At 69.1% G+C, this 13,916-nt stretch carries 18 protein-coding genes; 16 read left to right on the forward strand and 2 right to left on the reverse strand.

From position 1 onward, the window contains the following. Positions 1-52 precede the first annotated feature (52 nt). Complete coding sequence (locus tag ACWEO5_RS03315) at positions 53-1,672, reverse strand: transporter (protein ID WP_452159676.1); 1,620 nt, start codon at positions 1,670-1,672, stop codon at positions 53-55. Continuing rightward, entirely contained in the window at positions 1,669-2,448 is a 780-nt protein-coding gene (locus ACWEO5_RS03320) for an ABC transporter ATP-binding protein (RefSeq protein WP_452159678.1), read from the reverse strand. Before ACWEO5_RS03320 ends, ACWEO5_RS03315 begins: the two co-directional genes overlap by 4 nt. Positions 2,449-2,734: 286 nt before the next feature. Between ACWEO5_RS03320 and ACWEO5_RS03325 the strand changes: the two genes are divergently transcribed. The 16 genes from ACWEO5_RS03325 to rpsQ all read left to right on the forward strand — a co-directional run bounded on the left by ACWEO5_RS03325 (position 2,735) and on the right by rpsQ (position 13,910). Then, a complete protein-coding gene (locus ACWEO5_RS03325) occupies positions 2,735-3,346 on the forward strand; it encodes a DUF1707 and DUF4190 domain-containing protein (RefSeq protein ID WP_452159680.1) in 612 nt (203 codons plus the stop codon). Positions 3,347-3,686: 340 nt separating this feature from the next. Next, on the forward strand, positions 3,687-4,058 hold the full coding sequence (gene rpsL, locus ACWEO5_RS03330; RefSeq protein WP_014144289.1) for a 30S ribosomal protein S12: 372 nt from the start codon (positions 3,687-3,689) through the stop codon (positions 4,056-4,058). Between the two features lie 2 nt (positions 4,059-4,060). Beyond that, positions 4,061-4,531 carry a 30S ribosomal protein S7 gene (rpsG, locus tag ACWEO5_RS03335; protein ID WP_030457432.1) on the forward strand — a complete coding sequence of 157 codons (471 nt, stop codon included), beginning with the start codon at positions 4,061-4,063 and terminating at the stop codon, positions 4,529-4,531. Between the two features lie 39 nt (positions 4,532-4,570). Next, on the forward strand, positions 4,571-6,676 hold the full coding sequence (fusA, locus tag ACWEO5_RS03340; protein ID WP_344552033.1) for an elongation factor G: 2,106 nt from the start codon (positions 4,571-4,573) through the stop codon (positions 6,674-6,676). 205 nt (positions 6,677-6,881) lie between these two features. Further along, the gene (tuf, locus tag ACWEO5_RS03345; RefSeq protein ID WP_030457430.1) at positions 6,882-8,075 is read left to right on the forward strand and encodes an elongation factor Tu; all 1,194 of its coding nucleotides are present in this window, start codon (positions 6,882-6,884) and stop codon (positions 8,073-8,075) included. A gap of 517 nt (positions 8,076-8,592) precedes the next feature. Continuing rightward, entirely contained in the window at positions 8,593-8,901 is a 309-nt protein-coding gene (rpsJ, locus tag ACWEO5_RS03350; RefSeq protein ID WP_012785157.1) for a 30S ribosomal protein S10, read from the forward strand. A 14-nt stretch (positions 8,902-8,915) separates the two neighbouring features. Continuing rightward, positions 8,916-9,563, forward strand: a complete 648-nt coding sequence (rplC, locus tag ACWEO5_RS03355) for a 50S ribosomal protein L3 (RefSeq protein WP_014136287.1) — start codon at positions 8,916-8,918, stop codon at positions 9,561-9,563. Positions 9,564-9,568: 5 nt separating this feature from the next. Further along, positions 9,569-10,246: a 50S ribosomal protein L4 gene (gene rplD, locus ACWEO5_RS03360; protein WP_014136286.1), complete on the forward strand. Its 678-nt coding sequence runs from the start codon at positions 9,569-9,571 to the stop codon at positions 10,244-10,246. Continuing rightward, positions 10,246-10,563, forward strand: coding sequence for a 50S ribosomal protein L23 (gene rplW, locus ACWEO5_RS03365; protein ID WP_014136285.1), 318 nt, complete (start codon positions 10,246-10,248; stop codon positions 10,561-10,563). Before rplD ends, rplW begins: the two co-directional genes overlap by 1 nt. Positions 10,564-10,608: 45 nt before the next feature. Further along, positions 10,609-11,445 (forward strand): 50S ribosomal protein L2, encoded by an 837-nt coding sequence (gene rplB / locus ACWEO5_RS03370; protein ID WP_043914588.1) that lies wholly within the window; start codon positions 10,609-10,611, stop codon positions 11,443-11,445. 11 nt (positions 11,446-11,456) lie between these two features. Beyond that, positions 11,457-11,738: a 30S ribosomal protein S19 gene (gene rpsS / locus ACWEO5_RS03375; RefSeq protein WP_014136283.1), complete on the forward strand. Its 282-nt coding sequence runs from the start codon at positions 11,457-11,459 to the stop codon at positions 11,736-11,738. 67 nt (positions 11,739-11,805) lie between these two features. Beyond that, complete coding sequence (gene rplV, locus ACWEO5_RS03380; protein ID WP_033250909.1) at positions 11,806-12,153, forward strand: 50S ribosomal protein L22; 348 nt, start codon at positions 11,806-11,808, stop codon at positions 12,151-12,153. Next, positions 12,153-12,989 (forward strand): 30S ribosomal protein S3, encoded by an 837-nt coding sequence (gene rpsC, locus ACWEO5_RS03385; RefSeq protein ID WP_344552031.1) that lies wholly within the window; start codon positions 12,153-12,155, stop codon positions 12,987-12,989. The genes rplV and rpsC overlap by 1 nt, the downstream gene beginning before the upstream one ends. Before the next feature lie 5 nt (positions 12,990-12,994). Then, positions 12,995-13,414: a 50S ribosomal protein L16 gene (rplP, locus tag ACWEO5_RS03390; RefSeq protein ID WP_030457415.1), complete on the forward strand. Its 420-nt coding sequence runs from the start codon at positions 12,995-12,997 to the stop codon at positions 13,412-13,414. After that, complete coding sequence (rpmC, locus tag ACWEO5_RS03395) at positions 13,414-13,638, forward strand: 50S ribosomal protein L29 (protein ID WP_030457414.1); 225 nt, start codon at positions 13,414-13,416, stop codon at positions 13,636-13,638. Before rplP ends, rpmC begins: the two co-directional genes overlap by 1 nt. Beyond that, entirely contained in the window at positions 13,638-13,910 is a 273-nt protein-coding gene (gene rpsQ, locus ACWEO5_RS03400; protein WP_014136278.1) for a 30S ribosomal protein S17, read from the forward strand. The genes rpmC and rpsQ overlap by 1 nt, the downstream gene beginning before the upstream one ends. The last annotated feature ends 6 nt before the right edge of the window (positions 13,911-13,916 follow it).

Here is a 13,916-nt window from a genome sequence, read left to right on the forward strand (position 1 = left end):
CGTTCCCCGAGCCCCTGATGGTGCTCTCCCGAGCCCTGGCGGTGCTCTCCCTTCAGCGTTCGATCACCTTGGCGAGGATCTCCGGCGCCCGCTCGACCAGCCGTCCCGAGGCCAGCCGGATCCCCAGCAGCGCCAGGCCCGCCCCGTACAGCACGCCGACCGGCAGCACCGGCCAGGCCGGGTGGTGGCCCGGCAGGAGGAAGCCGAGCAGCGCGCCGAGCGGCAGGCAGAGCAGCGCCACGCCGATCATCGAGCCGAAGGCGCTCAGCATCACCGCGCCGTTCTGCCCGGGCGCCGCGTTGCGCATCGGGTTGCCGTCGGCGGGCAGCGCGTACGGCGCGTGCACGCTGATCACGCAGCCCAGGCCGACCGAGGTGCCGAGCACGGCCAGCGCCAGTCCGAGGGCCGGGGCCAGTCCGGTCCAGTCGCCGGTGAGGGCGGCCACCGGCGGGCCGAAGAGCAGCAGCACCGGGACCGCGTAGGCCAGGACCGCCAGCACCCGGCCGCGCAGTTCGTCCCGGGCGTCCCGGCGGGTGCCCAGGGTGGCGGCGATCATCCAGAAGCCGGAGCCGTCCATCCCGAACAGGTTGACCGACTGCAGGCCGAGCATCAGCCCGCCGATCGCGATCACGTACACGCTGCCCCAGCCCTGCACCACCGACAGCACCGAGAACACCGCCGTCATGCCGATGCCGGTGAACACCGCGGCCTTCGCCCGCGGCTCCCGCCAGGCGTAGCGCAGCTGCCGCTGGGCGACGGCGCCGACCCGGCCGGCCGGCAGCAGCCGCCACAGGCCCTCGGCCCGGGCCGAGGCGGCGGGCGAACGCTCCAGCAGGGTCGAGGAGTCGCCGCTCACCATCAGCTCCCGCAGGCTGCGCAGCCACCAGCGCAGCAGCCCCGCCAGCAGGCCGCCGGTCAGCAGCAGCTGTCCGGCCGCGAGCAGGTAGGCGCCCTCCCCGGCCGAGCGCACCGCGTCGATCGCCGCCACCGGCGGGACCCACCGCACCACCGAGGCGTACGGGTGCAGCACCGACAGGTCGACGCCCCGGCCCGAGCCGTTCAGCGAGCTCTGCAGGCCGAGGTTCCCGGCCTGCGCCAGCACCGCGAACAGCAGGCCGCCGAAGATCGCGAAGTCCTTGCCGCGCCGGCTGGACAGCATCCGGGCGTTGCCCGCGCCGATCGCCCGGATCAGCGCCACCAGGGTGAGCAGGGTCAGCGGCACCGCGAGCACCGCCACCGCCGCGGCGGCCGCGCCGCGTCCGGCCGCCACCGCCGCGCCGGTCAGCAGCAGCAGGCTGATCAGCGGCCCGGGCCCGATCAGCCCGCCCAGCAGGGTGCCGCGCAGCAGGGCGGAGGGCCGCAGCGGCAGCATGGTCAGCCGGGTCGGGTCGGCGCTCTCGTCGCTGGAGAAGAAGAACAGCGGCATCGCCGCCCAGGCCACGGCCAGCCCGGCGACCAGCACCGCGGCGGCGTCGGCCGCCCCCTCCCGGCCGTGCAGCGCGACCATCCCGGCGGCCCCGCCCAGCCCGAACAGCAGCCCGACGAGCAGGCCGAGGACGTACCCCGCGGCCAGCCCGCGGCTGCGCCGCAGCCCGTTCCGCAGCAGCCGGACCTTGAGCGCGACGAGGGTCCGGACGACCGCCCGGTCCTCGGCGACGGCGGGAGCGCTCACCGGTTGCCCCCGCCCAGCCAGTCGAGCGCCGGCCCGTCGTCCGCGCGGACGCCGACCAGCCCGAGGAACGCCTGGTGCAGCGAGGTCCCGCCGCGCACCTGCTCGATCGGACCGGCGGCGACCACCCGACCCGCGCTCACCACGGCGACCCAGTCGCACAGCGACTCCACCAGCTCCATCACGTGGCTGGAGAACACCACGGTCGAGCCGGAGCCGGCGTACCGGGTCAGCACCCCGCGGATGGTCTGCGCGGAGACCGGGTCGACGCCCTCGAACGGCTCGTCCAGGAACAGCACGTCCGGGTTGTGCAGCAGCGCGGCGGCCAGGCCGATCTTTTTGCGCATGCCGGTGGAGTAGTCGGCGACCAGCTTGTCCGCGGCGCCGCCCAGGTCGAGCACGGCCAGCAGCTCCTCGGCCCGCCGGTCGGTCTCCGGGCCGGCCAGGCCGCGCAGGCGCCCGTTGAAGCGCAGCAGTTCGCGCCCGCTGAGCCGTTCGAACATCCGCAGGCCCTCGGGCAGGATGCCGATCCGGGCCTTCACCGCGACCGGGTCCCGCCAGACGTCCGCGCCGTGCACCAGGACGGTCCCCCGGTCGGGTCGCAGCAGGCCGGTGGCCATCGACAGGGTGGTGGTCTTGCCGGCCCCGTTCGGGCCGACCAGCCCGATGAACGAACCGGCGGGCAGGTCCAGGCTCAGCCCGGCGACGGCGGTCTGCTCGCCGAAGCGCTTCCACAGGTCGCGGATCGAGACGGCGGGCGGCGGGGTGGTCGCCTCCATGGCGGGTGCTCTCCTTGTCGGGCGGCCCGGGCGGCCCGGGCGGCCCGGGCGGGCCCGGGCGGGTCCGGCGGTCCGGGCGGGCCCGGTGGTCCGGACGGCCCCGGCGGCCCGGGCGGGTCCGGCCGGCGCGTTCCTATGATCGTTCCTTCACCCGGGCATCCCCCGTCCGGCGGCGCGCAACCCCTTCCCGGCGGCTCCGTCCCCCGCGCCGGCAACTACCCGGCCCCTCCGTTCGTCCTGCATGCTGGGAGCGCACGCGCAGCGCGGGGAAAGGGAGGTGGTTGCGGTGGCAGGGCAATGGGGGCCGCCGGCGCCGTACGGGCAGCAGCCCTGGCAGCCGGCAGCGACGCCGCAGTCCGCGATGCGGGCCGCCAACTCCGACCGCGACCGCACCATCGACGTGCTGAAGGCCGCCTTCGCGGAGGGCCGGCTGACCGCCGCCGAGTACGAGCAGCGGATGTCCGCCGCCCACCAGGCCGCCACCTACGGGCAGTTGGCCGCTCTGGTGGCCGACCTGCCGTCCGGCCCGATGGTGCAGCCCTTCGCCGCGCCCGCCCCGGTGGCGCAGCCCTTCGCCGTGCCAGTGGTGCCGCAGACCTTCATGCCGGCCTTCGTCCCGGCGCCGCCCGCCCGCAACAACGGCCTGGCGGTGGCCTCCCTGACGCTCGGGTGCCTGGCGCTGCCGGTGTCCGGCTTCGCCGCCGCCATCGCCGGGCCGGCCGGCCTGGCCGCGCTCGGCCTCGCCGGGACGGCCGCCGTGGCCACCGGCCACCTGGCCCGGGCCCGGCTGCGCACCACCGGGGAGGACGGGGACGGCCTGGCGGTGTTCGGTCTGATCATGGGCTGGCTGTCGGTGACGCTCCTGCTGTTCCTCCTCATGGCCACGGCGGGGAGCTGACCCGGAGGCTCCGCGGGCCGCCGCGGCGGCCCGATCCCGTGCCGGGCCCGGAGGCGGACCCACCCGGGCGCGCCCCATTTGTTTTGACCGCCGCCTGTGCGCTAGGTACGCTCTGACCTTGTGCCTGGGGTGTGCCCGGGTCCTTGTGCGTGCCAGCAGATCGGCCGCCGCAGCGGAGACTCCACCCGCTCGGTGTGCGCCGTAGCCGCAGCGCAGCTCATGGGATTCCGCGATTCTTCCCCCGAAGAAGGCCAACACACCCGACCGCGTGGGTCGGAGGGTGCGGGCCATACCGCAGGTTAGTTCCACCAAGCCTTGGCACACAGAAAACGGAGAAACGGTGCCTACGATCCAGCAGCTGGTCCGAAAGGGCCGGCAGGACAAGGTCGAGAAGAACAAGACGCCCGCACTGAAGGGTTCGCCCCAGCGCCGCGGCGTCTGCACGCGTGTGTACACGACCACCCCGAAGAAGCCGAACTCGGCTCTCCGCAAGGTCGCCCGTGTGCGCCTCACCAGCGGGATCGAGGTCACCGCTTACATTCCGGGCGAGGGCCACAACCTGCAGGAGCACTCCATCGTGCTGGTCCGCGGTGGCCGTGTGAAGGACCTTCCTGGTGTCCGCTACAAGATCATCCGCGGCTCCCTCGACACCCAGGGTGTCAAGAACCGCAAGCAGGCCCGCAGCCGCTACGGCGCCAAGAAGGAGAAGTAAGAATGCCTCGTAAGGGCCCCGCCCCGAAGCGCCCGGTCATCATCGACCCGGTCTACGGCTCCCCCCTGGTGACCTCGCTGGTCAACAAGATCCTGCTGCACGGCAAGCGCTCCACCGCCGAGCGGATCGTCTACGGCGCCCTTGAGGGCGTCCGCGAGAAGACCGGCGCCGACCCGGTGGTCGCGCTCAAGCGCGCCCTGGAGAACGTCAAGCCGACCCTTGAGGTCAAGTCCCGCCGCGTCGGTGGCGCCACCTACCAGGTGCCGGTCGAGGTCCGCCCGGGCCGCGCCAACACCCTGGCGCTGCGCTGGCTGGTCGGTTACTCCCGCGCCCGTCGCGAGAAGACCATGACCGAGCGTCTGCTCAACGAGATCCTCGACGCCAGCAACGGTCTGGGCGCTTCCGTGAAGCGTCGCGAGGACACCCACAAGATGGCCGAGTCCAACAAGGCCTTCGCGCACTACCGCTGGTAGTCCGAACCCCGTCACTAGACAGAGAGAGAACGAGCCACCATGGCTGCAACCTCCCTTGACCTCGCCAAGGTCCGCAACATCGGGATCATGGCGCACATCGACGCGGGCAAGACCACCACCACCGAGCGGATCCTGTTCTACACCGGTGTCTCGTACAAGATCGGTGAGGTCCACGACGGCGCTGCCACGATGGACTGGATGGAGCAGGAGCAGGAGCGCGGCATCACCATCACGTCGGCCGCGACGACCTGTCACTGGACCCTCGACGGCGTCGACAACACCATCAACATCATCGACACCCCGGGCCACGTCGACTTCACCGTCGAGGTGGAGCGCTCGCTGCGCGTGCTCGACGGTGGCGTGACGGTGTTCGACGGCGTCGCCGGTGTCGAGCCCCAGTCCGAGACCGTGTGGCGGCAGGCTGACCGCTACGGCGTCCCGCGCATCTGCTTCATCAACAAGCTGGACCGCACGGGCGCCAACTTCTTCTTCTGCGTGCAGACCATCGTGGACCGCCTCGGCGCGACCCCGCTGGTCATGCAGCTGCCGATCGGTGCCGAGGCCGACTTCACCGGCGTCGTCGACCTGGTGAAGATGAAGGCCCTGGTCTACTCGGCCGACGCGCCCAAGGGCGAGATGTACGACACCGTCGACATCCCGGCCGACCTCGCCGAGCAGGCCGCGGAGTACCGCGAGGCCCTGATCGACACCATCTCGAACGTCAGCGACGAGGTGATGGAGCTCGCCCTGGAGGGCGAGGACATCCCCGAGGAGCTGCTGGTCGCGGCGATCCGCAAGGGCACGCTGAACTCGGACTTCACCCCGATCTTCTGCGGCTCGGCGTTCAAGAACAAGGGCGTCCAGCCCCTGCTCGACGCGGTTGTGAAGTACCTGCCGTCGCCCCTCGACATCGAGGGCATCGAGGGCACCAAGCCGAACAACCCCGACGAGAAGATCGTCCGTCAGGCCTCGGACGACGAGCCGCTCGCCGCGCTCGCGTTCAAGATCATGTCTGACCCGCACCTGGGCAAGCTCACCTTCGTCCGCGTGTACTCCGGCCGCCTGGAGTCCGGCACCTCGGTGCTGAACTCCGTCAAGGGCAAGAAGGAGCGCATCGGCAAGATCTACCGCATGCACGCGAACAAGCGTGAGGAGATCGACTCGGTGGGCGCCGGCGACATCATCGCCGTCATGGGCCTCAAGCAGACCACCACCGGTGAGACGCTGTCCGACGAGAAGCAGCCGGTCATCCTGGAGTCCATGGACTTCCCGGCCCCGGTCATCCGCGTCGCGATCGAGCCCAAGTCCAAGGGCGACCAGGAGAAGCTGGGTGTCGCCATCCAGCGCCTGGCCGAGGAGGACCCGTCCTTCCAGGTCAACACCGACGAGGAGACCGGCCAGACGATCATCGCCGGCATGGGCGAGCTGCACCTTGAGGTGCTGGTCGACCGCATGCGCCGCGAGTTCAAGGTCGAGGCCAACGTCGGCAAGCCGCAGGTGGCGTACCGCGAGACGATCCGCAAGGCCGTCGAGCGCATCGACTACACGCACAAGAAGCAGACCGGTGGTTCCGGCCAGTTCGCGAAGATCCAGATCGCGATCGAGCCGCTGGAGTCCGGCGAGGGCTACGAGTTCGTGAACAAGGTCACCGGTGGCCGCGTTCCGAAGGAGTACATCCCCTCGGTCGACGCCGGTTGCCAGGAGGCCATGGAGTTCGGCGTGCTCGCCGGCTACCCGCTCCAGGGCGTCCGCGTCAGCCTGCTCGACGGTGCGTCGCACGACGTCGACTCGTCCGAGCTGGCGTTCAAGATCGCCGGTTCCATGGCGTTCAAGGAAGGTGCCAAGAAGGCGTCGCCGGCTCTGCTGGAGCCGATGATGGCCGTCGAGGTCACCACCCCCGAGGACTACATGGGCGACGTGATCGGCGACATCAACTCCCGCCGTGGCCAGATCCGGGCCATGGAGGAGCGTCACGGTGCCCGCGTCGTCAAGGCGCTGGTGCCGCTCTCCGAGATGTTCGGCTACGTCGGTGACCTGCGCAGCAAGACCTCTGGTCGCGCGAGCTACTCGATGCAGTTCGACTCGTACGCCGAGGTTCCGCGGAACGTGGCGGACGACATCATCGCCAAGGCCAAGGGCGAGTGACGTCCCGGTAATCGGGATGAATCAGACCCTTTAGGCTAGAAGGAGGGCACCCGGACGCTTGCCCGTCCGGGTTCCGCCCGGGAGCCCTCCGGCACCCCCACCCGCGGGACGGCAACGGGGCGCGACACCAGCGCCCCGTGCCAACAACCCGATCCAGACCAACTGACGTCGTACGGCGTACAGAACTGTCCTCAGGAGGACTGCAGTGGCGAAGGCGAAGTTCGAGCGGACGAAGCCCCACGTCAACATCGGCACCATCGGTCACATCGACCACGGTAAGACCACGCTGACCGCGGCCATCACCAAGGTGCTGCACGACGCGTACCCGGACATCAACCCCTTCACGCCGTTCGACCAGATCGACAAGGCGCCGGAGGAGCGTCAGCGCGGTATCACCATCTCCATCGCGCACGTCGAGTACCAGACCGAGGCGCGTCACTACGCCCACGTCGACTGCCCGGGTCACGCGGACTACATCAAGAACATGATCACCGGTGCGGCCCAGATGGACGGTGCGATCCTCGTCGTCGCCGCCACCGACGGCCCGATGCCGCAGACCAAGGAGCACGTCCTCCTGGCCCGCCAGGTCGGCGTCCCCTACATCGTCGTCGCCCTGAACAAGGCCGACATGGTGGACGACGAGGAGATCCTGGAGCTCGTCGAGCTTGAGGTCCGCGAGCTCCTCTCCGAGTACGAGTTCCCGGGCGACGACCTGCCGGTCGTCCGCGTCTCGGCGCTGAAGGCGCTTGAGGGCGACAAGGAGTGGGGCGAGAAGCTCCTCGGCCTGATGCACGCCGTCGACGAGGCCATCCCGACCCCGGCCCGCCTCACCGACCAGCCGTTCCTGATGCCGATCGAGGACGTCTTCACGATCACCGGTCGTGGCACCGTCGTCACCGGCCGCATCGAGCGCGGCATCCTCAAGGTCAACGAGACCGTCGACATCATCGGCATCAAGACCACCAAGACCACCACCACGGTCACCGGTATCGAGATGTTCCGCAAGCTGCTCGACGAGGGCCAGGCCGGCGAGAACGTCGGTCTGCTGCTCCGCGGCATCAAGCGCGAGGACGTCGAGCGCGGCCAGGTCATCATCAAGCCGGGTTCGGTCACGCCGCACACCGACTTCGAGGCCCAGGCCTACATCCTGTCGAAGGACGAGGGTGGCCGTCACACCCCCTTCTTCAACAACTACCGCCCGCAGTTCTACTTCCGCACCACCGACGTGACCGGCGTCGTGACCCTCCCCGAGGGCACCGAGATGGTCATGCCGGGCGACAACACCGCCATGACCGTCGCGCTGATCCAGCCCGTCGCCATGGAGGAGGGCCTGAAGTTCGCCATCCGTGAGGGTGGCCGCACCGTCGGCGCCGGCCAGGTCACCAAGATCGTCAAGTAATTGCCGATCTGACCCCTGGTCAACTCCGGGGCCCGGCCCACTCCTTCGCGGGAGTGGGCCGGGCCCTCGGTGTTTTTCCGCCGCCAACGGGTTTGCCGACCGCGCGACGGGTGTGACGTGCACCCCTGCGGGTGAACCCGATTGGCGTATCGCCCGCGTCCTGTGGCAAGATGTCTGAGTTGCTCGGTTGAGTACCGATGCTGCGCGCCTCCCGCCGGGAGGACTGGAAGCGAGTCCCACGTACTCGTCGTTCCCGTGAATGGCCGTTCATGCTCCCACGTGCTGTGTGTGGGTGCAGTGGTGTGTAAGCGACACCGCGGCAGCTGCGGGGCGAAAGTACGGGAATCTTCCGGGAAGCGTGTGCGGGGTACCGGCCCGGCTCCACCTCCCCCAGCAGTTCGAAACCGACGAGATCGTTTCGCCGGTTTTTTGCAAGCGCGAGCGCGACACGCCCGAGCGCGGGGGTCGGAGGAGGAGTCGTGCAGCGACGTACGACACAAAGGACTACGAAGTAGCCATGGCGGGACAGAAGATCCGCATCCGGCTCAAGGCCTACGACCACGAGGTCATCGACTCCTCGGCGAAGAAGATCGTCGAGACGGTGATCAGGACTGGTGCGCAGGTCGCGGGCCCGGTGCCGCTGCCCACTGAGAAGAACGTTTACTGCGTCATCCGCTCGCCGCACAAGTACAAGGACTCGCGCGAGCACTTCGAGATGCGCACTCACAAGCGTCTGATCGACATCCTCGACCCCACGCCGAAGACGGTTGACTCGCTGATGCGTCTCGACCTGCCGGCGGGCGTCGACATCGAGATCAAGCTCTGAGAGGCGCACCGAAGATGGCTAAGCAGATTAAGGGCATCCTGGGCGAGAAGCTCGGCATGACCCAGGTCTGGGACGAGAACAACCGGGTCGTCCCGGTGACCGTCGTCAAGGCTGGGCCCAATGTCGTGACCCAGGTCCACACCGCCGACAGCCCGGCCGGCTACGACGCCGTCCAGATCGGCTTCGGCGAGATCGACCCCCGCAAGGTGAACAAGCCCCTCCAGGGCCACTTCGCCAAGGCCGGTGTCACCCCCCGCCGCCACCTGGTCGAGCTCCGTACCGCGGACGCGTCCGAGTACACCCTGGGCCAGGAGATCACCGCCGAGCTGTTCGAGGCGGGTGTCAAGGTCGACGTGACCGGCACCTCCAAGGGCAAGGGCTTCGCCGGTGTCATGAAGCGTCACAACTTCAAGGGCCTCGGCGCCGGTCACGGCACCCAGCGCAAGCACCGTTCGCCCGGCTCCATCGGTGGCTGCGCCACCCCGGGTCGCGTGTTCAAGGGCATGCGCATGGCGGGTCGGATGGGCCACGAGCGCGTGACCACCCAGAACCTGACCGTGCACGCGGTCGACGCGGAGAAGGGTCTGCTGCTCATCAAGGGCGCGATCCCGGGTCCGAACGGCGGCCTCGTCCTCGTCCGCACCGCGGCGAAGGGGCTGTGAAGGATATGAGCACCATTGACATCCTGTCGCCGGCCGGCGACAAGGCCGGCAGCCTGGAGCTGCCCGCCGAGATCTTCGACGCCAAGGTCAGCGTTCCGCTGATGCACCAGGTCGTCGTGGCGCAGCTCGCCGCGGCTCGCCAGGGCACCCACAAGGTCAAGCGTCGTGGCGAGGTCCGCGGTGGCGGCAAGAAGCCGTACCGCCAGAAGGGCACCGGCCGCGCCCGCCAGGGCTCGACCCGCGCCCCGCAGTTCGCCGGTGGTGGCGTCGTGCACGGTCCCGTGCCGCGCGACTACTCGCAGCGGACCCCGAAGAAGATGATCGCCGCCGCCCTGCGCAGCGCGCTCACCGACCGGGCTCGTCACGAGCGCATCCACGTCGTCACCGGCGTGACCGCGACCGAGGCTCCGTCGACCAAGGCCGCCAAGGTCCTGTTCGGCAAGATCTCCGAGCGCAAGAACCTCCTCCTGGTGGTCGAGCGCGAGGACGAGCTGGGCATCCTGTCCGCTCGCAACCTGCCGAACGTGCACATCCTGGACGCCGGCCAGCTGAACACCTACGACGTGCTCGTCTCCGACGATGTGGTCTTCACCCAGGCCGCCTTCGAGCGTTTCGTGGCCGGTCCGGCCGCGTCCGCCAAGGCCGTTGCTGCTGAGGGCGAGCTCGAAGGGACTGCCGCCTGATGAGCGAGATCACCTCCAAGACGTTCACGGACCCTCGTGACGTCCTGATCAAGCCGGTCATCTCGGAGAAGAGCTACTCGCTCCTCGACGAGAACAAGTACACGTTCGTCGTGTCCCCCGGTGCCAACAAGACCCAGATCAAGCAGGCCGTCGAGGCGGTCTTCTCGGTCAAGGTCGAGGCCGTGAACACGCTGAACCGTCAGGGCAAGCGCAAGCGCTCCAAGACGGGCTTCGGCAAGCGCAAGGACACCAAGCGCGCGATCGTGACGCTGGCCGAGGGCAACCGCATCGACATCTTCGGTGGTCCGGTCGCCTGACCCTCGGGTCAGGGACTGCGATCGTCGTAAAGGACGAGGACAGAAATGGGTATCCGCAAGTACAAGCCGACTACGCCGGGCCGTCGCGGCTCCAGCGTGGCCGACTTCGTCGAAATCACGCGGTCCACGCCGGAGAAGTCGCTGGTTCGCCCGCTGCACAGCAAGGGCGGCCGTAACAACGCCGGTCGTGTCACCGCTCGCCACCAGGGTGGCGGTCACAAGCGCGCCTACCGTCTGATCGACTTCCGTCGTCACGACAAGGACGGCGTGCCGGCCAAGGTCGCTCACATCGAGTACGACCCGAACCGCACCGCGCGCATCGCGCTCCTGCACTACGCGGACGGCGAGAAGCGCTACATCATCGCCCCCCGCGGCGTCGCGCAGGGTGACCGGATCGAGAACGGCGCTGGCGCCGACATCAAGCCGGGCAACAACCTGCCGCTTCGCAACATCCCGGTCGGTACCACCATCCACGCGGTGGAGCTCCGTCCCGGCGGTGGCGCCAAGCTGGCCCGCTCCGCGGGTTCCGGCATTCAGCTGCTCGCCCGTGAGGGTCGCATGGCGCACCTGCGCATGCCCTCCGGTGAGATCCGCCTGGTGGACGCGCGCTGCCGCGCGACCGTCGGCGAGGTCGGCAACGCCGAGCAGTCGAACATCAACTGGGGCAAGGCCGGCCGTATGCGCTGGAAGGGCGTCCGCCCGACCGTGCGTGGTGTGGCCATGAACCCGATCGACCACCCGCACGGTGGTGGTGAGGGTAAGACCTCCGGTGGTCGCCACCCGGTCTCGCCGTGGGGCAAGCCCGAGGGCCGCACCCGTCGCCCGAACAAGGCGTCGGACAAGCTCATCGTGCGCCGCCGCAAGACCAACAAGAAGCGCTAGGAGCAGGTCAGATGCCGCGCAGTCTCAAGAAGGGCCCCTTCATCGACGACCACCTTCAGAAGAAGGTGGACGTGCAGAACGAGGCGGGCACGCAGAACGTCATCAAGACCTGGTCCCGTCGTTCCGTGATCTCCCCGGCCATGCTCGGCCACACGATCGCGGTTCACGATGGCCGCAAGCACGTCCCGGTGTTCGTCACCGAGTCGATGGTCGGCCACAAGCTCGGCGAGTTCGCTCCCACGCGCACCTTCAAGGGGCACGTGAAGGAAGACCGCAAGTCGAAGCGTCGCTAATCGCGATTTGCTCCGCGAGCTGTAGCGCCAGAACGACAAAGTGACTTACTCCATTAAGGGGACAACCATGGAAGCCAGGGCCCAGGCGCGGTACATCCGCGTCACGCCCATGAAGGCCCGCCGCGTGGTGGACCTCATCCGTGGCCTGCCGGCCACGGAGGCCCAGGCGGTCCTGCGTTTCGCTCCGCAGGCTGCCACTGTGCCGGTCGGCAAGGTGCTGAACAGCGCCATCGCCAACGCGTCGCACAACTACAACCACTCCAACGTGGACGACCTCTACATCTCCGAGGCGTACGTTGACGAGGGTCCGACCCTGAAGCGGTTCCGTCCGCGCGCCCAGGGCCGTGCCTACCGGATCCGCAAGCGGACCAGCCACATCACCGTGGTCGTCAGCAGCAAGGAAGGGACCCGGTAATGGGCCAGAAGGTTAACCCGCACGGGTTCCGCCTCGGCATCAGCACGGACTTCAAGTCCCGCTGGTACGCCGACAAGCTGTACAAGGACTACGTCAAGGAAGACGTCGCCATCCGGCGTCTCATGACGAAGGGCATGGAGCGCGCCGGCATCTCGAAGGTGGAGATCGAGCGCACCCGTGACCGCGTCCGCGTGGACATCCACACCGCCCGTCCGGGCATCGTGATCGGCCGCCGCGGCGCGGAGGCCGACAAGATCCGGGGCAACCTGGAGAAGCTGACCGGCAAGCAGGTCCAGCTGAACATCCTTGAGGTCAAGAACCCCGAGCTGGACGCCCAGCTCGTGGCTCAGGGCGTCGCGGAGCAGCTGTCCTCCCGCGTCTCCTTCCGTCGCGCCATGCGCAAGAGCATGCAGTCGACCATGAAGGCCGGCGCCAAGGGCATCAAGGTCCAGTGCTCCGGTCGTCTCGGCGGCGCCGAGATGAGCCGTTCGGAGTTCTACCGCGAGGGCCGTGTGCCGCTGCACACCCTGCGCGCGAACGTCGACTACGGCTTCTTCGAGGCCAAGACCACCTTCGGCCGCATCGGCGTGAAGGTCTGGATCTACAAGGGCGACGTCAAGAACATCGCCGAGGTCCGCGCTGAGAACGCCGCTGCCCGCTCCGGCAACCGCCCGGCCCGTCCCGAGGGCGGTCGTCCCGCCCGCGGTGGCGAGCGCGGTGGCCGTGGTGGCGAGCGCGGCGGCCGCGGCCGTCGTCCCGCCGCTGCCGAGGCCCCCGCGGCCCAGGCCGCGGTGGAGGCTCCGGCTGCTGCCGAGAACACCGGAACGGAGGCCTGACCGCAATGCTGATCCCCCGTCGGGTCAAGCACCGCAAGCAGCACCACCCGAAGCGCCGCGGCGCGGCCAAGGGTGGCACCGAGCTGGCGTTCGGCCAGTTCGGCATCCAGGCCGTGACCCCGGCCTACGTGACGAACCGTCAGATCGAGTCCGCTCGTATCGCGATCACCCGTCACATCCGTCGTGGCGGCAAGGTCTGGATCAACATCTACCCGGACCGCCCGCTCACCAAGAAGCCGGCCGAGACCCGCATGGGTTCCGGTAAGGGTTCGCCGGAGTGGTGGATCGCGAACGTGCACCCGGGTCGGGTCATGTTCGAACTGTCGTACCCGAACGAGAAGATTGCTCGCGAGGCGCTCACCCGTGCCGCGCACAAGCTTCCGATGAAGTGCCGGATCGTTCGGCGCGAGGACGGTGAGAGCTGATGTCGGCCGCTACCAAGGCTGCTGAGCTTCGCGAACTGGACAACGAGGCCCTCGTTGCCAAGCTCCGTGAGGCCAAGGAGGAGCTGTTCAACCTCCGCTTCCAGGCGGCGACCGGGCAGCTCGACAACCACGGACGGCTCCGGCTGGTCCGTAAGGACATCGCGCGGATCTACACCCTGATGCGCGAGCGCGAGCTGGGCATCGAGACGGTGGAGAACGCCTGATGACTGAGAACACCAACGAGACGCGCGGTTTCCGCAAGACCCGTGAGGGTCTCGTCGTCAGCGACAAGATGGACAAGACCGTCGTCGTCGCCGTCGAGGACCGCGTCAAGCACGCGCTGTACGGCAAGGTCATCCGCCGTACCAACAAGCTGAAGGCGCACGACGAGCAGAACGCGTGCGGCGTCGGCGACCGTGTCCTCCTGATGGAGACCCGGCCGCTGTCCGCGACGAAGCGCTGGCGCGTCGTCGAGATCCTCGAGAAGGCCAAGTAACAAGGT

Source organism: Kitasatospora sp. NPDC004272 (genome assembly GCF_053603035.1).